The organism is Leifsonia sp. ZF2019 (assembly GCF_019924635.1).
GTDB lineage: Bacteria > Actinomycetota > Actinomycetes > Actinomycetales > Microbacteriaceae > Leifsonia.
This window is the reverse complement of the sequence record NZ_CP065037.1, coordinates 367,560-387,171: the sequence shown is the minus strand read 5'-3', so window position 1 is coordinate 387,171 and position 19,612 is coordinate 367,560. Positions and strand designations below refer to the sequence as shown.

The window sequence follows — 19,612 nt, the reverse complement described above, 5'->3', positions numbered from 1 at the left end:
GGTGCGCCCACTCTAGAACTCGCGCGCGACCACGCTCAGGGCGTCCTCCGCGGCGTTCAGCGTCGCGTCGATGTCCTCGTCCGAGTGCACCAGCGAGACGAACAGGTTCTCGAACTGGAGCGGGTGGAACAGCACGCCTCGCACCACCATCTCCTCGTACCAGCGGGTGAAGATGTCTTCGCGCGCGTGCGCCGCCGCGTCACGCCAGTTGCGGATGGGCCGATCGGCGAACCAGAGCTGGAAAACGGTCCCGATTCCCTCGACGTAGGCGTCAACGCCCTTCGCCGTGGCGATGGTCTCCAGCCCCCGGGCCAGGCGGTTGCCGAGGGCGCGCTGGCGCTCATAGAGGCCCGGCTCGGAGAGCACGTCCATCGTCGCCGAGACGGCGGCGCACTGGACGACGTTGGCGTTGTAGGTTCCGGAGTGCGAGTAGGTGCCGTCGGCGATGAGGCGCATCGCCTCGGTGGTCCCCCCGATCGCTGCGACCGGGAACCCGCCGCCGATGCCTTTGGCGAAGGTGACCAGGTCGGCGTTGACGCCGAACCACTCCTGGGCGCCGCCTCGGGCGAACCGGAATCCGGTGATGACCTCGTCGAAGATGAGCAATGCGCCGTGCTTCTTCGTCTGCTCGCGCAGGAGTTCGAGGTAGCCCGGCTCCGGGAGGATGCAGCCGGTGTTGAAGACGGCGGGCTCCGTGAGCACGGCGGCGACTTCGTGCCCGCGGGTCTCCATCAGGGCGATGAAGCTCTCCGGGTCGTTCCAGCTGAGCACGACGAGAGTGTCCTGCAGTTCGGCGGGCACGCCGCCGCCCATCGCGACCGGGCGGGGGTGGTCGATCGGGCCGGCGAGCGCGGGGTCGACGTGGTTGGACCAGTACACCGTGTCCTGCCAGCCGTGGTAGTGGCCCTCGAAACGGACGATGAGCCGCCGACCGGTGGTGGCGCGGGCCAGGCGCACCGCCGTCCCCACCGCCTCCGAGCCGGAGTTGGTGAAGCGCACCTGGTCGATCCCCGGAACGGCGGCGACGACCTTCTCCGCCGCTTCGATCTCGAGCTCGTACGGCAGGCCGAAGCACGTTCCGAGCTCGGCGATCGCGTCGGTCACCGCCTGGGTGACCTGCGGGTGGCGGTGGCCGAGGATCATCGGGCCGAGGCCGAGCAGGTAGTCGATGTACTCGTTGCCGTCGACATCGCGCAGGCGCGACCCCTGCCCCTCCGCCATGAAGAGCGGGTACGGCTTCCAGCCGTTGCGCGGGAGGCGGGCGGTGCTGCCCGCGCCTCCCGGGATGGTGACCTTGGCTCGCTCGAAGAGCGCCTTCGTCGCGGTGGTGCGCTCGGCGAACGCAGTGGTGAACGTCATCTCCGACCTTCCTCTGGAAGCTACTTGTTATACAGAGTATATAGACATGCCTCGGAGAATAGCCACCCGCCTCGGGGTCACTCCCCCGCGGAGACGAGCAGCTCGATCAAGGCACGCACGGGAGTCGCCGTCGGACCGGCCGGCCACGGCGCGGCGTCCCGTTCGAGCCACGCGGAGGAGCCGTTGTCGATGTGCACCCACGGCACGTCCCCGACGAATGCGCGCAGGTAGGTCGCGGCCAGCTGACCCGTGTCCGGCCCCTCGACCGACGTGTTGGCGATGTCCGCCACCCGGGATGTCAGCAGCTCGGCATACGACTCGTGGAGCGGAAGCGACCAACCGGGGTCGGCGGCCGCCCTCCCCGCAGCGAGCACCTCCTCCGCGAGGACCGCCGACGTCCCCCAGCACCCCCAGAAGGCCGTGCCGACCGCCCCCGAGTCGGTCAGGGTCCCGACATCGATCACGCGCGCGGGCCGTGCGGCGACGAGCCAGGCCAGAGCGTCGGCGAGCACCAGCCGCCCCTCGCAGTCGGTGTCGACCACCTCGGTCGTGCGCCCGTCCGGGTGCCGCACGACGTCTCCCGGGCGCTGCGCCCGGCCGCCCGGCATGTTCTCCGCCACCGGGAGCACAGCGTGCAGAGGGCCGGATCCGCCGAGCGCGGCCGCGGCGATGACCGCGGCGGCGACCGCGGCGGCGGCGGCCATGTCGGTCTTCATCCACGAGATCTCGCCGAGATCGCGCTTCAGGTTGAGACCGCCGGAATCGAACGTGATCCCCTTGCCAGCGAGAGCGGTGACGAGGCCGGAGCCGTTCACGCGCAGTTCGATCACGAGGGGCGGATTCACGCTCCCGCTCCCCACTCCCAGGGTCCCGCCGAACCCGCGCTCGGCGAGCGTCGCCTCGTCCCACACGGCGATCGAGACCGCGTCCCCCGCGCAGTCGGCCGCGAAGGACGCGACGGCGTCGGCGAACGCCCGGGGTCCCAGGAGGTTGGGCGGCGTCTCCACCACCGTGCGCACCCAGGCGACGGCGTCGGCCGCGATCCGTGCCCGGTGGAGGATGCGTGCGGCGTCGGCGATGCCCGTGGTCGCGATCACGCACTCCGCCTCGGCACGCGCGACGAGGGGCGCGCCCTCCCGCCGATAGCGCCAGGCTCCCGCTGCGTGCCCCTCAGCGACCAGCCGGAGGCCGGCGGCGTCCGCCACCTCGAGGCCGAGCAGCGAGACGATCGCGCCGTCGGCCGCGCGGGACGCGGCGAGCGCCGCCCCGAACAGGGCGTCGCCGGACAGAACCCGCCCGGGCGGGAGCTCGCCGATGTCGACGACCACGACCCGGCGCACGGCGTCCGCCGACGGCACGGCGACCACGCCCGTCGTGAAGATCGAATGCTCCCGCGGAAGCGCCGCCCCGGCGAGCGCGACCACGTCGACGCCGAGCAGGCGCGCGGCGGCCGCCGCACCCGCCCCTCCCGCGAGCCCCCCTTCCGCGCGGCGCACCGCGACCGCGAGGGCAGCCTCCGGCCGGGCGGCGAGCGTCGCGGCGATGCCATCGACGTCGATCGCCGCGATCGTCGTCGCCATCACTTGACCCGGTGGACGCCGAGGAGCGTCTGCGTCGACAGGTTGTTGACGGAGCCGACCAGCGGCGAGAGCAGGAAGCCCGTCCACTTCGGGGAGTGCGCCTCGACGACGTTCTGATTGACGAGCGCGATGTAGGGCCGGTCGTCGAACGCGATCTTCTGCATCTGGTCGATGATCGCCTGCCGGGCCTCCCGGTCGGGGGCGACCGCCTGCTGGGCGTAGAGGGCGTCGTAGGCGGGGTTGCAGTAGCCGCTGTCGTTGTTGTTCCCCCACTGCGCGCACGTCAGCACGCTCAGCTGGAAGTCGGGGTCGACCGGCGGGATCCAGTCCCACATCGCGAGGTCGAACTCGTCGTAGGTGTTGCCGGGACCGTTGATCGCGGTGGTGGCCGCGTCGGTGTCCATCTTGCGCATGGTCAGCTTCACCCCGGCCTGCTGGAGGTCGTTCTGGATGATCTGGAACATGCGGTCCCCCGCCCCGTTGATCTCGGTCGGGAAGATGACGTCGTAGGCCATCGGGTGGCCGTCGGCGACGCGGATCCCGTCCGATCCCTTGGTGTAGCCGAGCGAGTCGAGGATGGCGTTGGCCTTGGTGAGGTCGAACGGAAGCCCCTGGATGGAGTCGTCGTGCCAGCCGCTGGCCGGCGAGACGATCGTCGACCCCGGTGTGGCCAGGCCGAGCCAGGCGGTCTTGACCATCGACTCCCGGTCCATCGCGTACTCGAACGCCTCCCGCACCTTCGGGTCGAGCAGCTCGGGGTGGTTCTTCTTCTTCGGGTTCGTGTTGATGATGAAGTCGTAGAACCCGACCGACGGCGCCGTGTCGACGACCATGCCGGCCTTCTTCAGCGACGCGACCGCCGTCGCCGGCGTGGACTCCCCGATCATGTCGACCTGCCCCGTCTTGAGGGCGGTGACCATGGCGTCGTCGTTGGCGAAGAACTGCAGGCCGAAGCCGGTGATCGTAGGCTTCGTCTTCCCCCACCACTTCGGGTTGGCCTGGAAGAGCGCGAGCTGGTCCTTCTTGTACTGCGTGAGCTCGAACGGGCCGCCCGAGACCATCGGTGCACCGTTCTGGAAGGAGGTGATCTCCTTGCCGTCGCCGGCGGCGAGCTTCTTCCAGACGTGCTCGGGGAGGATCGGCAGCTGCTGGAGCTGCGCGAGCACGTTCCCGACCGGCTGATCGTAGGTGACCGCGAGGGTGTGGTCGTCGGTGGCGACGGCGGACGTCATGTGGTTGACGAAGCCGGCGAGCTGGCCGGTCGGACCGTCCTTGTGCGCGATGATCATCGACATCGTGAAGGCGGCGTCCTCGGCGGTCAACGGCTTGCCGTCCGACCAGGACGCGCCGGTGACGGTGTCGAAGGTCCAGGTCTTGCCGTCCGCGGAGGTCGACCACGAGGTCGCGAACGACGGGACGAGGGAGAGGTCCTTCGTGTCGTACTCGGTGAGGTGCGGATAGACGTACTCGTAGACGACGCTGCTGTAGTCCGAGCTCGACACGAACGGGTTCAGCGAGTCGATCGTGGCGCTGGCGCCGATGCGCAGGACCGTGTCGCTGGATCCGGACGGGGAGCAGGCCGTCATCAGCCCCGCGGTCGCCGCCAGAGCGGCGGCCGCGGCCAGGGCGCGTATTACCTTCATGTAAACCTTCCCTCGTGAGATCGCTTTTTCGATTCCGGTGCTCGGTTTCACACTCTTATTGCGCTTAGTATGATGACCACCACCGCGAGAGGTCAAGCTCGGAAGGAGACCGGATGCGAGGGTACGTCTGGAAACGCTCGCTCTTCGCCGTCGTGACGATCTTCGTCGCGTTGACGATCAATTTCGTCCTGTTCCGCGTGTTGCCGGGCGACGCCGTCACCCGGATCTCGCGCGTCCCCAACGCGTCCCCGGCGCTCAAGCACGCACTCGAAGTGGAGTTCGGGCTGGACCAGCCGATCTGGCGGCAGTACCTCCTCTACCTGCAGCAGCTGTTCCAGGGCAACCTCGGCGTCTCGTTCGCCAACCGTCAGCCGGTGGCGGAGAACCTCTGGCAGGCGTTCGCGAACACACTTCCGATGGTCACCGCGGGCACCGTCATCGCGATCGTCCTCGGCATCGGCGTCGGCGTGTTCTCGGCGGTGCGGCGGGGCACGATCGGCGATCATCTCTCCACCAACCTCGCGGTGGTCTTCTACGCGTTCCCCACCCAGTTCCTCGGCATGATGATCCTCATCCTGTTCGCGGGCGTGCTGCCCTCCGTCGGGATGAACGACCCGTTCGCGATCGCGTTGTCACCGGGCGAGCAGTTCGTCGACACCCTGCGGCACATGATCCTGCCGGTGCTGACGCTGGTGCTCACCCTCTACGCGGAGAACGCGCTCATCGTCCGTTCCGCGATGCTCGAGACGCTCGGCGCGGACTACGTCCTGACGGCCCGGGCGAAGGGCCTGCCGCGACGGCGCATCATCTCGTCCTACGCACTCCGTAACGCCGCGCTGCCGACCATCACCCAGATCGCGCTCTCGCTCGGCGCGATCGTGAGCGGCTCCATCCTGGTCGAGGTCATCTTCTCGTGGCCCGGCATCGGCCGCGCCCTCTACAACGCCGTCCTGCAACGCGACTACCCGATGCTGCAGGGCGGCTTCCTCTTCATCACGGTGACGGTGGTGCTCCTGAACTACCTCGCCGACCTCGTGTATTTCCGCCTCGACCCCCGGGTGTCACGATGACGCGGAGGCAGCGATGACCAAGGAGACGACGATGGGAACTCCGACCGGCACCACTCCGCGCACGATCCGGACGCGTTCGCGCGGAGGCGTCTGGGCCGAAATGGCGCGCTCCCTGACCACCGCCCCCGCGATCGTCGGCATCGCGATCATCGCGCTCTTCGTCGTGCTCGCGGTCGGGGCGGACCTCCTCGCGCCGTACAGCACCACCGAGCCGAGCTGCGCGGTGTTCGCGCCTCCCTCGTTCGAGCACTGGCTCGGCTGCGACGACGGCGGGGTCGACGTCCTGAGCCTGGTGCTCCTGGGTGGCCGCATCTCGATGATCGTCGGGTTCACGGCCGCCGTCATCGCGATCGTGATCGGCGCGCTGTTCGGCATCCTGTCCGGATACTTCGGCGGCATCACCGACGTGATCCTGATGCGCATCACCGACTACTTCATCGTCATCCCGCAGATCGTCCTGATGATCGTCGTCGCCACCGTCTGGGGGCCGAGCCTCTGGCACGTGGTGCTGGTGATCGGCTTCCTGATGTGGACGAGCACCGCGCGCATCGTGCGGGCGCAGGTCAAGACGCTGCGGGAGCGGGTGTCGATCCGCCGGGCGGAGTCGATCGGGGCGAGCAGCCCCCGCGTGATCCTGCGGCACATCCTGCCGCAGCTCGGGCCGCTGCTCATCGCGAACGCCGTGCTCGCCGTGACGCTCGCGATCTTCAACGAGACGGCCCTCGCCTTCCTCGGGCTCTCCGACCCGACCGCGGTCACCTGGGGGACGATCATGGAGCACGCGTTCGAACGCGACGCGATCAGCACCGGCGCGTGGTGGGCGATCGTGCCGGCGGGGATCGCCGTCGCCCTGCTGATCATGGGCTGCTACCTCCTGGGCAGCGCCATCGAGGACGCCCTCAACCCGCGGCTGCGCTCCTCGTATCTGTCGGTCAGGACCTGGCGCTTGCGACCACTCGTCGGTCGCGGGAAGGACGCACTATGACGGGCGACGCGCTCGAGATCCGGGATCTCAACGTGTGGTTCGACCCGCGCGACGGCCGCGGCGGCGAGCCCATCCACACCCTCCGCGGCATCGACCTCTCCCTCGCCCCCGGCGAGCGGGTGGGCCTCGTAGGCGAGTCCGGCTGCGGGAAGACGACGACCATCCTCGCGGCGATGGGCCTGCTGCCCGCCTCGGCGACGGTCTCGGGCTCCGTGCTCGTGGGCGGCGAGGATGTGATCGCCCGCGGCGAGGCCGGGATGCGCGCCCACCGATGGACGGACATCGCGATGGTCTTCCAGGGCGCGATGAGCGCCTTCAACCCGGTGCGCACGGTCGGCTGGCAGATCCGCGAAGCGCTCGAGGTGCACAAGGTCGCCACGGGCAAGGCGGCGGTCGCACGCACGCGGGAACTGCTGCGCCAGGTCGGCCTGCCGGACGGCACCGATGCACGCTACCCGCACCAGCTGTCGGGCGGCATGAAGCAGCGCGCCGTGATCGCAATGGCCCTCTCCTGCGAGCCGCGGGTGCTGCTCGCCGACGAGCCCACGACCGCGCTCGATGTGGTGGTGCAGGATCAGATCCTCCAGCTCCTGGTCCGGCTCTCGCGCGACCTCAACCTCGCACTCGTGCTGGTGACCCACGACCTCGGCGTGGTCGCACAGGCCTGCACCCGGGCCGCCGTCATGCGGGCGGGCGAGATCGTCGAGGAGGGAGACGTCGACGACCTCTACCGTCGCCCGACGCACCCCTACACGCGCGAGCTCTTCGAGGCGACGCCCAACCTCTACGACGTAACGCAGACCGAGCGCACCTCCGACGGAGGTGACCTGCTGCGGGTGAGCGACCTCCGTGTCGTCTACGGGCAGAAGGCCCGCCGATCGCGACGTGGAGCCGCCCCCGGCGCGATCGACTTCGCCGCCCCGTCCCCGGCGCCGATCGAGACTCCGACCGAGAGCATCGCCACCGGGCGGCTGTCGTCGGACGAGACCGCCATCGCCGACGCCGACGAGAGCGCCACGACCGCGTCGTCCCCGGCCGTCGACGGGATCGACCTCGTCGTGCGCGAGGGCGAGCTCGTCGCCCTCGTCGGGCAGTCGGGCTGCGGCAAGACCACCACCCTGCAAGCCGTGGTGGGGATGCAGCCGGCGACATCCGGCTCCATCCGCATCGACGGCACGGAAGTGACCGGTCTGTCACCACGGCAGTGGCGGCCCCTGCGCCGAGACGTCCAGCTCATCTACCAGGACCCGTACGAGGCGCTCGACGCGCACCTCCGCATCCAGGACCTCGTCATGGAGCCTCTGCAGGTGCACCGCATCGGCTCCTCGAACGCGGAGCGCCGGGCGCTCATCGCAGAGGCCCTCTCCGACGTCGGCCTGGACCCGGAGGTGTACGCGACGCGCTTCCCGCACGAGCTGTCGGGCGGCCAGCGGCAGCGGGTGGCGATCGCCGCCAGCCTCGTGCTGCGGCCGCGCCTCCTGCTCGCCGACGAGCCGGTGTCGATGCTCGACGTGTCGGTGCGCACGGGCGTGCTCCAGCTGCTCGACCGGCTGCGACGCGAGCACCGGATGGGCATCCTGATGATCACCCACGACCTCTCCACGGCGGCCGCCTACGCGGACCGGATCGTGGTGATGCGCGCCGGGAGGATCGTCGAACAGGGCGACCCGTGGCAGATCGTGAACGATCCGCGAGAGCCGTACACGCGGAGGCTGCTCGAAAGCGTTCCGAGCCCGGACCCGCTGCGGCGCAATGCGTCGTGAGCGGCCGGGCCGATCAGTCGGCGCCGGCGGTCGCCGGCGCTCCGAGCGGGCGCACCGCCCAGCTCCCGTCGCGGTGCGGCTCGACCAGGCGCTGCCGAGACGTCCCCGAGACGTAGAACACGAAGTCGTGCGCAGGGTAGGTCTGGCGGAAGCTGTCGAACGCGACCCCGTCGGCCCCGAGGCTGACACCGCGGATGCGGACCACGTTGTCCTTGGCCGAGAGGCCCAGATGACCGCGCTCCCAGGAGGTGGGCTCGTCGACCTCGATCGCCTGCTCGACGAACTCGTCGGTGTAGCCGTACCGGTCGGCGAGCAGCTCGTAGAGCGAGCCGCCCGCGGCCAGATGGGCCTCGTCGAGCGACGGCACGAGAGACAGCGGGAGCACGGCGGTCTCGAGGACCTTGGGGGTGCTCCCCAGACGACGCAGGCGGGCGACCTCCCACACCGGAGCACCAGGCTCGATGCCGAGCGCGGTCGCGTGCTGGTCGCTCGGGATGCCGACGAGCATGCTCACCAGCTCGGTCTCGAGGTGCACGTCGTCCCCCGACGGTCCGCGCAGCGTCTGCAGCAGGGCACCCGGTCGCGAAGGCTCGCTGACGATGCGTCGCGGGGCGACGAAGGTGCCGACGCCCTGGTGCCGCACGATCTTGCCCCGGTGGGTGAGCTCGTCGAGAGCGCGCCGGACCGAGATCACGCTCACCCCCGCCAGCTCGGCGAGCTCCGCCGTGCTCGGCAGCTGGTCCCCGGGCTGGAGGTTCTGGTCCTGGATCAGGTCGATCACCAGATCGTAGACGTACTGGTATCGGAGCACGCGCTTCTGCCCCCCCGGGCGGGATCCGTCGTCGTTCGTCTGCGCCTTCGCTGGCACTGCTTCCTCCGGTTCTCAACCTGTCAAGTCACACATCATACAAGGAATGAAGACACATGGAACTGATCGTCGTCGCGGACCCGGAGACGCTCGCCGAGAGCATCGCGGACCGCATCGCCGCCACCATCGCGTCGGCTCCCGCCACGGTGCTCGGGGTCGCGACCGGATCGAGTCCGCTGGGGGTGTATCGTGCTCTCGCCCGTCGTGTCGCGGGCGGCCTCGACGTCGCGAACCTGCGGGCATTCGCTCTCGACGAGTACGTGGGCATATCGCCCGACGATCCCCGCAGCTACGCCGCGACGCTGCGCACGGCCTTCGCCCGCCCGCTCGGCCTCTCCCCCTCCGCACTGCACGTCCCGGATGGTACTCGCCCCGACCTCGACGAGGCCTGCGCCGACTACGAGCGTGCCATCGCCGATGCCGGCGGAGTCGACATCCAGCTCGCCGGCTTCGGCGCCAACGGGCACCTCGCCTTCAACGAGCCGGGCTCCCCAGCCGACTCCGTGACCCGCGTGGTCGACCTCGCAGCGCGGACCCGGAGCGACAATGCACGATTCTTCGATCACCCCGACGAGGTTCCGCACCAGGCGATCACGCAGGGCGTCGGAACGATCCTGCGGGCGCGCTCGATCATCGCCGTGGCCACCGGGTCCACGAAGGCGGAGGCCGTCGCCGCCGCGGTGGCCGGACCGATCGACGCGGCGTGCCCGGCCTCGTTCCTGCGTCTGCACGAGGACGCGGTGGTGTACGCCGACCCTGCCGCGGCAGCACTCCTGCCGTGACCGCGGCGCCACGGACCGCCCCGTTCAGTACTCGCGGCGCGGAGCCTCCGGGACGGCCGGCCGGGGCATGAAGGCGTACCAGCGCAGGCGAAGAGCATCCCACGCGCTCCGATCGCTCACCACGACCTCCCTCGGCACCAGCAGCGCTGCGATCGCGGTGGTCGCGGGCACCGCGAGCACCAGACCGATGCCGCTGCACAGGGTGCGGACCACCTCGGCTGCGAGGTCCTCCTGCGACAGGAGGCTGAGAGCGGGGCGATCGTAGAGGTAGAGGACGATCAGGACCACCATCGCTGCGCCCGCGTAGGCGAACGCGATCGTGTAGATCGTGGAGGCGATGTGGTCGCGGCCGATGCGCATCGCGCGGAGGTACAGCTGACGGCGGGTCAGCCCTGGCGACGCCGCACGCAGCTCCCAGACCGCCGACGCCTGTGTCACCGTGACATCGTTCAGGACCCCGAGCCCGGCGATGACGATGGCGCACGTCAGGAGGCCGCGGAAATCGATCTGGGTGACCCCGGCCAGCAGACCGCCCACATCTCCCGTCACGCCGGTCAGGTGCGTGGTCGTGACGGCGAGCTGCGCGATTCCCGCCGTGACCGCGATCCCGAACAGGGTGCCGAGGAGCGCGGCGCTCGTCCGTATCGAGAGGCCGTGCGCGAGGTACAGGACGACGAACATGATGGCGGACGCGCCCACCACGGCGACCGCCAGCCCGGGCCTGCCCGAGATGACGGCGGGCAGCACGAACTGGACCAGCACGAACGCGCTGAAGCCCAGGGCGATCAACGACATCAGCCCGCGCAGCAGCCCGACGACCACCACGATCACGACGAAGACGATCACCCACACCAGGAGGGAGTGGTCGCGCACGACGCCGTTGACGGTGACCCCCTGCACCGTCGAGGGATCCGCCGAGCCGGACCCGGCTGCGGACGAGGCCGAGGTGGGCGGGACGACCAGCTCCAGCTCATCCCCGACGTTCAGGCCCGCGCTCGCCCACGGCCACAGCAGCGGCAGCGAGACGGCTTTCCCCGCGTGCGCTCCGTCGAGCAGCCTCACCGTCGCCATCCGGCACACTCGGGTGTCGCCGGGTGCCGATCCCGTGGCACTCGCGTCCGACGAGAAGTATCCGGGGCAGTCCTTCGACAGGGCGGTGATCCGTCCCGTCGGGAAGGTCGTCCCCGGCGCCGCGAACTGGATGCTGGACCGCGCGTGCGCGACCGCCCCGCCATCAGGCCAGAGCAGAGCGAGCCCGGCGACCGTGGCCAGCCCGGCCGCGATGAGGATGGCGACCACGACGGTGCGCAGCGTGCGGCCTGCACGCGGCGTACCCGAGACACCAGGGGAACGGACATGGGCGTGCGACACGAGCGACCTCCGGAGACGGACGGGGACGTGCCAGAGTATCCGGCGGCGGCTGCCCGGCGCTCAAGGGACGATGGGAGCAGCGGAGAATCCTCGCAGGACGGCGGCGATCAGAACGACGGTGCGTCGGCGAAATCGAGACGCAGGGGTTCGACGGGCACATCCAGGTTCGCCCCGCCCCGGTACCGGGCGGCCGTGTGCCGTTCCGGCAGCCGGGCGTTGCCTGCGCCGAACAACCGTTCACGCAACGTGCCGGACCGCTCGCCCTCGCGCGGGAGGCGGCCCCGGCGACGGAGTTCGGGAACGACCAGCTCGGCGAAGTCGCGCGCCGTGTCGAACGAGTGGTACTGGCGGAGGTTGATGCCGTCCAGGCCGTCCTCGTCGAGCCAGCGCTCGATCTCGTCGGCCACCGTCGTGGGGTCGCCGACGACGAGGAAGCGATCGTCACGGCTTCCCTTGACGAAGTCGAGCGCCTCTCCGACCGTGCGGTCGAGCGGCAGGTACGGGACCTTCTCCGCGGGGAACTCGGCGCGAGCGAGCGCCTCGCGCACGGTGATATCCCGCGGGAACGCGGTGAGGTCGACGGGCAGACTGGAGTGCGCGAGGATGCCGTCGAGGCTCGAGTGCTGCTGATACAGCCGCCATTTGTCCTCGGCCTCCTCTTGCGTGCGGCCGACGATGACGCCCGCCATCGCGATGAAACGGAGGTCGTCGCGGGCGCGGCCGTGACGCTCGGCGGAGTCGCGCATCCCCTCGGCGTTGGCCCGGAACTGCTCGCTGGTCCGGCCTCCCGTGAACACCGCTTCGGCGTGCCGTCCGGCGAACTCGATACCGGCGGGTGACCCCGTCGCCTGGAACAGCACCGGAGTGCGCTGCACAGACGGGTGCACGATGTGCGGACCGGCGACGCGGTGGTGTTCGCCGATGTGGTCGATGTAGCGCACCTTCGACGGGTCCGTGAAGACGCGCGCCTCCCGGTCCGCGATCACCGCGTCATCGTCCCACGACCCCTCCCAGAGCTTGTAGAGGACGTCGAGGTATTCGTCGGCGCGCCGGTACCGCTCGTCGTGCGGGAGCTCCTCGTCGAGTCCGAAGTTGCGGGCGGCGTTCGGAAGGTAGGAGGTGACGACGTTCCAGCCGATGCGGCCCTTGGTCAGGTGGTCGAGCGTCGACATGCGCCGTGCGAAGGCGAACGGCGGCTCGTAGGTCGTCGAGAAGGTGACCCCGAAGCCGAGCCGCTCCGTCACCGCGGCCATCGCCGGGACGAGGAGCAGCGGGTCGATGTTGGGGCTCTGGAGCCCCTCCCGCAGCGCCGTCTCCGGTCCACCGCGGAAGACGTCGTAGGCTCCGATCACGTCGGCCAGGAAGATCCCGTCGAAACCGCCGTGCTCCAGGAGCTGCGCGAGCTCGAGCCAGTAGTCGAGGTCGGCGAACCGCTCGCGGTTGTTGCCCGGCAACGGCCAGAGGCCGTGGGTGATGTGGCTCACGCACGCCATCTCGAACAGGTTGACGAAGAGCTGCTTCGGTTCGGCCATGTCAGACGCCTTCCTGCACGAGAGCCGGCTCGGTGTCCGCCGCCGTGCCGGAGAAGGCTCCACGGTACCGCGCGGCAGGATGCCGGTCGTTCAGCAGCGGTTCGCCGAACAGTTTCTGGCGCAGCGGCCCCGGAGCGTACTCGCTCTGGGCGAGCCCGCGTTCGCGCAGCACCGGCAGGACCTTCTCGGCGAACTCCTCGAAGGATCCGGGGATGACCCAGTTGATGACGTTGATGCCGTCCACCCCGGCGTCCTGCCACTCGACGAGCACGTCGGCGATCTGCTCGGGGGTGCCGACGACGCGGGTCTGGCGGGAGATCACCAGGGCGACATCCCTGATGGTGGGTTCACGGTCGGTGACCGCCTTGCGGACCCACTCGCTGAACCCGCGCATGGTGTCCGTCCGGACCTCGCTGAGGGGGGTGTCGGGGTCGTACGCGCGCCCCTCCGCGTCGACCAGCGCACTGTGCGCGAGGTAGCCGTCGATGCTCACGTACTTCTCGTACTCGGCCGCCTTGTCGCGGGCCTCCTCCTCCGTGTCGCCGATCACGAAGCTGAGCCCTTGATAGAAGGTGATGTCGTCGGCGCGCCGGCCGGCCTCGACAGCGAGTCGACGCGTCTCCGCGATCTGCTCCCGCGCCAGGGCCGGCGACGGAGCGATGATGAACGTCGCCTCGGCGTTGCGGGCCGCGAAGGCGCGCCCGGAGCCCGACGAGCCGGCCTGGTAGAGGACGGGGGTGCGCTGCGGCGACGGCGACGGCAGGTGCGGTCCCTGCACGGCGTACCGCTCGCCGACATGGTCGATGGTGTGGATCTTGGAAGCGTCCGAGTAGATCCCGCGTTCGCGGTCCTTCACCAGGGCGCCGTCGTCCCAGGAACCTTCCCACAGCTTGTAGGTGACATCGACGTACTCCTCGGCCCAGGCGTATCGCTCGGCGTGGTCGACGAGACGGGGCAGGCCGAAGTTGCGGGCCCCGTTGTCCTGGGTGCCGGTGACGATGTTCCACGCCACCCGTCCCTTGGAGATGTGGTCCAGGGTCGAGATCTGCCGGGCGAAGTTGAAGGGGTGGTTCTGGACCACGTTCGAGGTGAGCGCGAGACCCAGGTGCTCGGTGTGCGTCGCGATCGCCGCGACCAGGGTGAGCGGGTCATGGCTGGGGATCTGCAGACCCTCCCGGATGTAGACGTCGAAGTCGGCATCCGCGTCGCCGTAGACCCCGCTGACGTCGGCGAGGAAGATCGCGTCGAACTTGGCCGCCTCCAGCAGCTTGGCGAGGTCGATCCACAGCGCGATGTCCTCGAAGTCCACTTGGCCGGCGTCGGGGCGCCGCCACTGCCCGTGGTGGATGTGCGAGTTGGTGTGCATCACGAAGGCGTTGAAGCGGAGGGGGCGGGGCATGTCGTTCCTGTTCTCAGTTCGCGGGAGTTGCGACGACGGCGGGGTCGAACTCGGGGATCGCCGCGATCAGGGCCTGCGTGTACGGATGGGTGGGGTTCTCGAAGACGTCCGTGGCCGTGCCTTCTTCGACGACGGCTCCGTCCTTCATCACGAGCACCCGGTCGCTGATGTGGCTGATGACGCCGAGGTCGTGCGAGATGAAGAGGTACGCGACGCCGGACTCCCGCTGCAGCACGGCGAGGAGGTCGAGGATCTGCGCCTGGATCGTGACGTCGAGCGCAGACACGGCTTCATCGAGGACGATGACATCCGGCCGCGGGGCGAGAGCGCGCGCGATGGCGACGCGCTGACGCTGGCCGCCGGAGAGTCGCAGCGGGAAGCGGGGAAGGACGGCCTCCGGGAGGCCGACCTGTGCGAGCAGCTCACGCACCCGCGCCGCCTTCCCGTCCGCGGAGTCGAACCGCTCGGAGCGCAGTGCGTCGTTCAGGATGCGCTCCACCGTCCAGCGCGGGTCGAACGAGCTGAGCGGGTCCTGATAGACGACGGAGATGCGGCCACGGAGGCGGCGGCGACGTTTCTCCGGCTGCGGCGCCCACTGCTCGCCGTGCAGCTGCACGCGGCCGCCGTCGAGGGGTTCGAGGGCGAGCGCGAGGCGCGCCGTCGTGCTCTTGCCGGAGCCGGATTCGCCGACGATGCCGAGGGTCTCGCCGGCACGCAGCTGGAACGAGACGTGGTCCACCGCTGTCGTGACGGTGCCGTCGGAGGTGTGGAACCGCTTGACGAGGTCGGTCGCCTCGAGGACGACCTCCCCCGGCGCCGGTTTCGCGGGCGACGCCGTGGCACCCGGCGTCAGCGCATGCCCGCGGGTGGCTTCGCTCGGCACCGCCGCGATCAGCGCACGCGTGTACTCGTGCTGCGGGTCGCCCAGGACTGCGGCCGCCGCACCCTGCTCGAGCACGTCGCCTCCGCGCATCACCAGGAGGTGATCGGCGAGCCGCGCGACGACGGAGAGGTCATGACTGATCAGGATGATGGACGCACCGCGCGCCTTCATCTCCTCCAGCTGGGCGAGCACCTGCGCCTGCACCGTGACATCGAGAGCCGTGGTCGGCTCGTCCGCGATCACGATGTCCGGGTCGAGCGCGATGGCCGAGGCGATGAGCGCCCGCTGTCGCAGACCTCCGGACAGCTGATCCGGTCGCTGCTTCGCCCGCACCTCGGGGTAGGGCACACCGACCCGGCCGAGCAGCTCCAGGACGCGCTCGCGGCGCGTGCGTCGCGATCCCCACCCGTGCAGTCGCAGCGCCTCCTCGATCTCGCGGCCGACCGGGCGCAGCGGGTCGAGGGACACCAGGGCGTCCTGGAGCACGAACCCGACATCACTGCCCCGGATGCGTCGCCACTGCTTCGCGGTGAACGACCGCACATCCTCGTGGTGGATGGTCAGCTCGTCGGCCTCGACGACGGCGCCCCGGCCCGCGAGCCCGACGAGGGAGCGTGCGGTGACCGACTTGCCCGAGCCCGATTCCCCGACGATCGCCACGCAGCGGCCAGGAAGGAGATCGAAGCTCACCCCCCGCACGATCGGGCGATACGTGCCGTCGACGACGAAACCCGTCCGCAGGTTGCGGACGCTCAGCCGGGTCGCGGGCCAGTCCAGCTCGTCCACCACGTCTTCGCTCTCGCGCTCGACGATGCTCATGACCGCTCTCCCTTCTCGAGCCGTGCCTGGATATGCCGCCCGATCGTGGTCGCGGCCAGCGCCACGGCGACGATGACCAGGCCGGGGATGACGATGAGCCACCACGCCGTCGTGACGTACTGCCGGCCGGCATCGAGCAGCGCTCCCCACTCGGACGCCGGCGGGGCGACACCGAGCCCGAGGAACGACAGACTCGACGCCCAGACGATCGACTGCCCGATCGACAGGGCGAACACGGCGACCAGCGGGCGCAGGGCGTTCGGCAGGATGTGGGCGCGGATGATCCGCCACCGCGAGTGGCCGAGGGCCGTCGCGGCCTCGACATATCCGGACCCGCGCGCCGCGAGGATCTGCCCGCGGATCATCCGGGCGTAACCGGGTGCGGTTCCGATGCCGACGGCGAGCACCTGGGTCGCGGCGCTCGGCCCTGCGATCGCGATGAGCAGCAACGCCAGCAGCAGCGCAGGGAAGGCGAAGAGCACCTCCACGAGCCGGTCGATCACGACGGCGACCGGCTTGACCCCGAGTGCCGCGAGCGAACCGAGCACCAGGGCGAGGCCGACTCCGAGCGCGGCGGCTCCGACCCCGATCGTGAGCGAGTCGCGCGCGCCCCAGACGACACGCGTGTACAGATCCCGGCCGGATTCGTCCGTCCCGAAGGGGTGGGCCAGGCTCGGCGGTTGCAGCGCGGCCTGGTAGTCGATCGCCGTCGGCAGGTGCGTGGTCAGCGCTTCCGGCGCGACGACCGCGACGACCAGGAGCACGGCGAACGCGATCGCGACGGCGAGCCCCCAGGGGACGCGCGCGAGCCGCGAGGCGACCGTCGTGCGCCCGGGAGCACTGGTGAGGGTGGTCATGACAGCTCCAGGCGGGGGTCGATGACGGTGTAGACGACGTCCACGATGAGGTTGGCGATCACATAGACGACGGCCACGAGGGTGACGATTCCGGTGACGACCGGCAGGTCCTGCGAGTTGACGGCGCTCACGAGCACCGTCCCGATCCCTGGTCGGGAGTAGATCGATTCGACGATGACCGCGCCGGAGAGGGTCGCGCCGAGCGCCCACCCCGACAGCGTCACCGCCGGGATGACAGCGTGGCGGAGCACGTGGCGCAGGCGGATGCCCCACTCGCCCATCCCTCGCATCCGGGCCGAGAGGACGAGGGGCTGATCGAGCGAACGCTCGAACTCGGTCCGGACGCTTTGGGCCATGAATCCGGCGAGCGGGATGGCGAGCGTCAGCGCCGGGAGCACGATGCCGGCGGCCGAGGTCCCGCTGATGATCGGGAACCAGTGCAGACCGAGGCCGAAGACGAGGAGCAGGATGATGCCCAGCCAGTACGCGGGAAGCCCCGCGGTGACGACGTCGACGGTCGACCCGACCGCTCCCAGACGCGGGCCGCGACCGGCGGTGAGCGTCACCCAGACGACCATGATCAGCCAGGCGAACGCGATCGCGATCATCGAGAGGGTCAGCGTGTTGCCGATCTGCTCGCCGATGATCGCGGTCACGGGGCGATACTGCTGATACGAGTTGCCGAAGTCACCCGAGACCAGTCCGCGCAGGTAGTCGACGTACTGGACGATGACCGGCCGGGTCAGGCCGTACTGCTCGTTGATCTGCGCCAGCTCCGCCGGAGTGCGCACCTGGGCCTGACCCGCCCGGATGTTGAGGATGGTGGTGGCACGGTCGCCCGGGAGGGCGAGCTGCGCGAAGAAGGCGACGGTGGCGGCACCCCACAGCACGACGATCGCGGCGCCGACCTTCGTGAGGAGGGTGAGGCCGATCGCCCGTCCCCGGCGGGGCCGGACCGCGTTCTGCGTGATCGGCCCCGCGGGGGTCTGTCCGCCGGGTGCGGCGGTCAGCTCACTTGACGAAGTAGGCGTCATAGAACGTCGGCCCTCCCTGTGCGTGCTCCTGCCAGACGTCGCGGAGCTTGGTGGAGACGGCGAGCGTGCTCAGACGGTCGTAGACGCCGATGGACAGGGCATGCTCGGCGATGTACTCCTGTGCCTTCTCGTAGGAGGCGTTCTGTGCGTCCACGGTCGATGCCGAGTTGCCGTCGAGGATGTACTGCGCGAGGGTGTCGTCGTTGTAGAAGGCCGAGTTCGCGTAGTTCGGGTCGTCCGCCGTGGAGGGCCGCCAGTTGATGTAGAGGATGCCCGCGGTCACGGCCGTCCAGTAGCCGGCCGAGAGGTCGTACGAGTCGGGCGTCGAGTACTTGCCCGAGAAGAACTCGCTCTGCGGGACCGGGACGAGCTCGACGTCGAAGCCGACCTTCGCGGCCTGCTCCTTCACGCCCTGCAGGATCGCCGCACCGTCCGCGTTGATGATCGAGCCGGCGCCGTACGGCAGCTTCACGGCCAGCTTCGCGCCGTCCTTCTCGCGCACGCCCGTGCTGCCGCTGCGGGTCCATCCCGCCGCGTCGAGCAGCTGGTCGGCCTTCGCGGTGTCCTGCGAGTACCAGTCGGCGGCCTTCGTGCTGTAGCCCGGCGTCGCCTGGCTGACGCCGCCGTTGCCTTCGGCCGGGATGACTCCGCGGCCGATCGTGTCGACGATCGACGAGCGGTCGAGGCTGTAGGCGAACGCCTGCCGCACCTTCTCGTCGGTGAACGGGCCCTTCTGGGTGTTGAAGCTGATCTGCTGCGGACGGCCCGCCGTCACGTACTTCTCGAGCTGGTAGCCGGCGTTCTTCAGCGTGTCCCACTGCACGGCCGGTACATCGTAGATCGCATCCACCTGGCCGCCCTGCAGAGCCGCGACGCGGGTGGTCGGGTCGGCGACGAACTTCCAGTCGATCTCGTCGACGTACGCCGGGCCGGTGTGCTTCGCGTTCGCCGGCGGCGACGTGTAGTCCTTGTTCTTCTTCAGGATGATGTCCTGCCCGCGGTTCCACTTGTCCACGATGAACGCGCCGGAGCCGATCGGCGCCTCGCAGTTCTGCTCCTGGGTGCGTGTCTCCAGCGCGTGCTGCGACTGGATGCCGAAATAGCCCTGGGTCAGGTTGTCCGCCAGGCGCGGATACGGCCGGGAGAGGTCGATCTGCAGCGTCGTGTCGTCGATCGCCTTGGCGTCTGCGAAGTAGCCGTCGAGCCAGACCTTCGCGGTGCTGTTGCCGCCCTTCACCCAGTAGTCGAAGTTGTACGCCACCGCCGCCGCGGTGAGCGGGGTGCCGTCGGTGAACTTCACGCCCTTCTTCAGGTCGAAGGTCCAGACGAGCCCGTCGTCGGACTGCTTCCACGATGTCGCGAGCCACGGCACGACCTTGTGGTCCTCGTCCAGGGAGGTCAGGTTGTCGAGGACCTGATAGGACAGGTAGGCCTGCTCGATCCACCCGCCGAACACGCACGCGGGCTCCTGCTGGTGCGCGTAGACGATGGTGCCGCCGGTGACCTTCTGCCCGCCGGACGCGGCATCGGACCCGCCCGCGCAAGCGGACAAGGTGAGCGCGGCTGCGGTGAGGACGGCGACGGCGCCGAGTGGACGGACGAGGCGTGGACGCATGTGAAGACTCCTGGGGTTCGGGGGTGCGCACCAGGATGCGGGAGATCGCAAC

At 69.9% G+C, this 19,612-nt stretch carries 15 protein-coding genes; 4 read left to right on the top strand and 11 right to left on the bottom strand.

Annotated elements, in window-relative coordinates; all coding sequences use genetic code 11:
• Positions 1-12: 12 nt before the first annotated feature.
• The 3 genes from IT072_RS01795 to IT072_RS01785 form a co-directional block, all read right to left on the bottom strand.
• Positions 13-1,359, bottom strand: a complete 1,347-nt coding sequence (locus tag IT072_RS01795; RefSeq protein WP_223359085.1) for an aspartate aminotransferase family protein — start codon at positions 1,357-1,359, stop codon at positions 13-15.
• A 77-nt stretch (positions 1,360-1,436) separates the two neighbouring features.
• Complete coding sequence (locus IT072_RS01790; RefSeq protein ID WP_223359084.1) at positions 1,437-2,939, bottom strand: leucyl aminopeptidase family protein; 1,503 nt, start codon at positions 2,937-2,939, stop codon at positions 1,437-1,439.
• Positions 2,939-4,582 carry an ABC transporter substrate-binding protein gene (locus tag IT072_RS01785; RefSeq protein WP_223359083.1) on the bottom strand — a complete coding sequence of 548 codons (1,644 nt, stop codon included), beginning with the start codon at positions 4,580-4,582 and terminating at the stop codon, positions 2,939-2,941. The genes IT072_RS01790 and IT072_RS01785 overlap by 1 nt, the downstream gene beginning before the upstream one ends.
• A gap of 113 nt (positions 4,583-4,695) precedes the next feature.
• Here IT072_RS01785 and IT072_RS01780 point away from each other — a divergent pair, with 113 nt between their 5' ends.
• Genes IT072_RS01780 through IT072_RS01770 form a run of 3 tightly spaced genes read left to right on the top strand, consistent with a single transcriptional unit; the run spans position 4,696 to position 8,400 of the window.
• A complete protein-coding gene (locus IT072_RS01780; RefSeq protein WP_223359082.1) occupies positions 4,696-5,652 on the top strand; it encodes an ABC transporter permease in 957 nt (318 codons plus the stop codon).
• Positions 5,653-5,683: 31 nt separating this feature from the next.
• Positions 5,684-6,637: an ABC transporter permease gene (locus IT072_RS01775; protein ID WP_223359081.1), complete on the top strand. Its 954-nt coding sequence runs from the start codon at positions 5,684-5,686 to the stop codon at positions 6,635-6,637.
• Positions 6,634-8,400 (top strand): dipeptide ABC transporter ATP-binding protein, encoded by a 1,767-nt coding sequence (locus IT072_RS01770; RefSeq protein ID WP_223359080.1) that lies wholly within the window; start codon positions 6,634-6,636, stop codon positions 8,398-8,400. The genes IT072_RS01775 and IT072_RS01770 overlap by 4 nt, the downstream gene beginning before the upstream one ends.
• Before the next feature lie 13 nt (positions 8,401-8,413).
• Here the strand turns inward: IT072_RS01770 and IT072_RS01765 are convergent, their stop codons facing one another.
• The gene (locus IT072_RS01765; RefSeq protein ID WP_223359079.1) at positions 8,414-9,268 is read right to left on the bottom strand and encodes a GntR family transcriptional regulator; all 855 of its coding nucleotides are present in this window, start codon (positions 9,266-9,268) and stop codon (positions 8,414-8,416) included.
• Between the two features lie 56 nt (positions 9,269-9,324).
• Between IT072_RS01765 and IT072_RS01760 the strand changes: the two genes are divergently transcribed.
• Entirely contained in the window at positions 9,325-10,050 is a 726-nt protein-coding gene (locus IT072_RS01760; protein ID WP_223359078.1) for a glucosamine-6-phosphate deaminase, read from the top strand.
• Positions 10,051-10,074: 24 nt separating this feature from the next.
• Here IT072_RS01760 and IT072_RS01755 read toward each other — a convergent pair whose 3' ends face one another.
• The 7 genes from IT072_RS01755 to IT072_RS01725 all read right to left on the bottom strand — a co-directional run bounded on the left by IT072_RS01755 (position 10,075) and on the right by IT072_RS01725 (position 19,560).
• A complete protein-coding gene (locus tag IT072_RS01755; RefSeq protein WP_223359077.1) occupies positions 10,075-11,421 on the bottom strand; it encodes a YibE/F family protein in 1,347 nt (448 codons plus the stop codon).
• Positions 11,422-11,528: 107 nt separating this feature from the next.
• Entirely contained in the window at positions 11,529-12,953 is a 1,425-nt protein-coding gene (locus tag IT072_RS01750) for an NtaA/DmoA family FMN-dependent monooxygenase (RefSeq protein WP_223359076.1), read from the bottom strand.
• A gap of 1 nt (position 12,954) precedes the next feature.
• Positions 12,955-14,352, bottom strand: a complete 1,398-nt coding sequence (locus IT072_RS01745; RefSeq protein WP_223359075.1) for an LLM class flavin-dependent oxidoreductase — start codon at positions 14,350-14,352, stop codon at positions 12,955-12,957.
• 13 nt (positions 14,353-14,365) lie between these two features.
• Positions 14,366-16,054, bottom strand: a complete 1,689-nt coding sequence (locus tag IT072_RS01740) for a dipeptide ABC transporter ATP-binding protein (RefSeq protein WP_223359074.1) — start codon at positions 16,052-16,054, stop codon at positions 14,366-14,368.
• Entirely contained in the window at positions 16,051-16,911 is an 861-nt protein-coding gene (locus IT072_RS01735; protein WP_223359073.1) for an ABC transporter permease, read from the bottom strand. Before IT072_RS01735 ends, IT072_RS01740 begins: the two co-directional genes overlap by 4 nt.
• Entirely contained in the window at positions 16,908-17,945 is a 1,038-nt protein-coding gene (locus tag IT072_RS01730; protein WP_223359072.1) for an ABC transporter permease, read from the bottom strand. The genes IT072_RS01735 and IT072_RS01730 overlap by 4 nt, the downstream gene beginning before the upstream one ends.
• Positions 17,923-19,560: an ABC transporter substrate-binding protein gene (locus IT072_RS01725; RefSeq protein WP_223359071.1), complete on the bottom strand. Its 1,638-nt coding sequence runs from the start codon at positions 19,558-19,560 to the stop codon at positions 17,923-17,925. Before IT072_RS01725 ends, IT072_RS01730 begins: the two co-directional genes overlap by 23 nt.
• Between the last annotated feature and the right edge of the window lie 52 nt (positions 19,561-19,612).

What these genes read in the sequence shown, in the direction of transcription:
- IT072_RS01795 (WP_223359085.1), bottom strand. Translation starts at nt 1,359, where the DNA reads ATGACGTTCACCACTGCGTTCGCCGAGCGCACCACCGCGACGAAGGCG.
- IT072_RS01790 (WP_223359084.1), bottom strand. Translation starts at nt 2,939, where the DNA reads ATGGCGACGACGATCGCGGCGATCGACGTCGATGGCATCGCCGCGACG.
- IT072_RS01785 (WP_223359083.1), bottom strand. Translation starts at nt 4,582, where the DNA reads ATGAAGGTAATACGCGCCCTGGCCGCGGCCGCCGCTCTGGCGGCGACC.
- IT072_RS01780 (WP_223359082.1), top strand. Translation starts at nt 4,696, where the DNA reads ATGCGAGGGTACGTCTGGAAACGCTCGCTCTTCGCCGTCGTGACGATC.
- IT072_RS01775 (WP_223359081.1), top strand. Translation starts at nt 5,684, where the DNA reads ATGGGAACTCCGACCGGCACCACTCCGCGCACGATCCGGACGCGTTCG.
- IT072_RS01770 (WP_223359080.1), top strand. Translation starts at nt 6,634, where the DNA reads ATGACGGGCGACGCGCTCGAGATCCGGGATCTCAACGTGTGGTTCGAC.
- IT072_RS01760 (WP_223359078.1), top strand. Translation starts at nt 9,325, where the DNA reads ATGGAACTGATCGTCGTCGCGGACCCGGAGACGCTCGCCGAGAGCATC.
- IT072_RS01750 (WP_223359076.1), bottom strand. Translation starts at nt 12,953, where the DNA reads ATGGCCGAACCGAAGCAGCTCTTCGTCAACCTGTTCGAGATGGCGTGC.
- IT072_RS01745 (WP_223359075.1), bottom strand. Translation starts at nt 14,352, where the DNA reads ATGCCCCGCCCCCTCCGCTTCAACGCCTTCGTGATGCACACCAACTCG.
- IT072_RS01740 (WP_223359074.1), bottom strand. Translation starts at nt 16,054, where the DNA reads ATGAGCATCGTCGAGCGCGAGAGCGAAGACGTGGTGGACGAGCTGGAC.
- IT072_RS01735 (WP_223359073.1), bottom strand. Translation starts at nt 16,911, where the DNA reads ATGACCACCCTCACCAGTGCTCCCGGGCGCACGACGGTCGCCTCGCGG.
- IT072_RS01730 (WP_223359072.1), bottom strand. Translation starts at nt 17,945, where the DNA reads ATGACGCCTACTTCGTCAAGTGAGCTGACCGCCGCACCCGGCGGACAG.
- IT072_RS01725 (WP_223359071.1), bottom strand. Translation starts at nt 19,560, where the DNA reads ATGCGTCCACGCCTCGTCCGTCCACTCGGCGCCGTCGCCGTCCTCACC.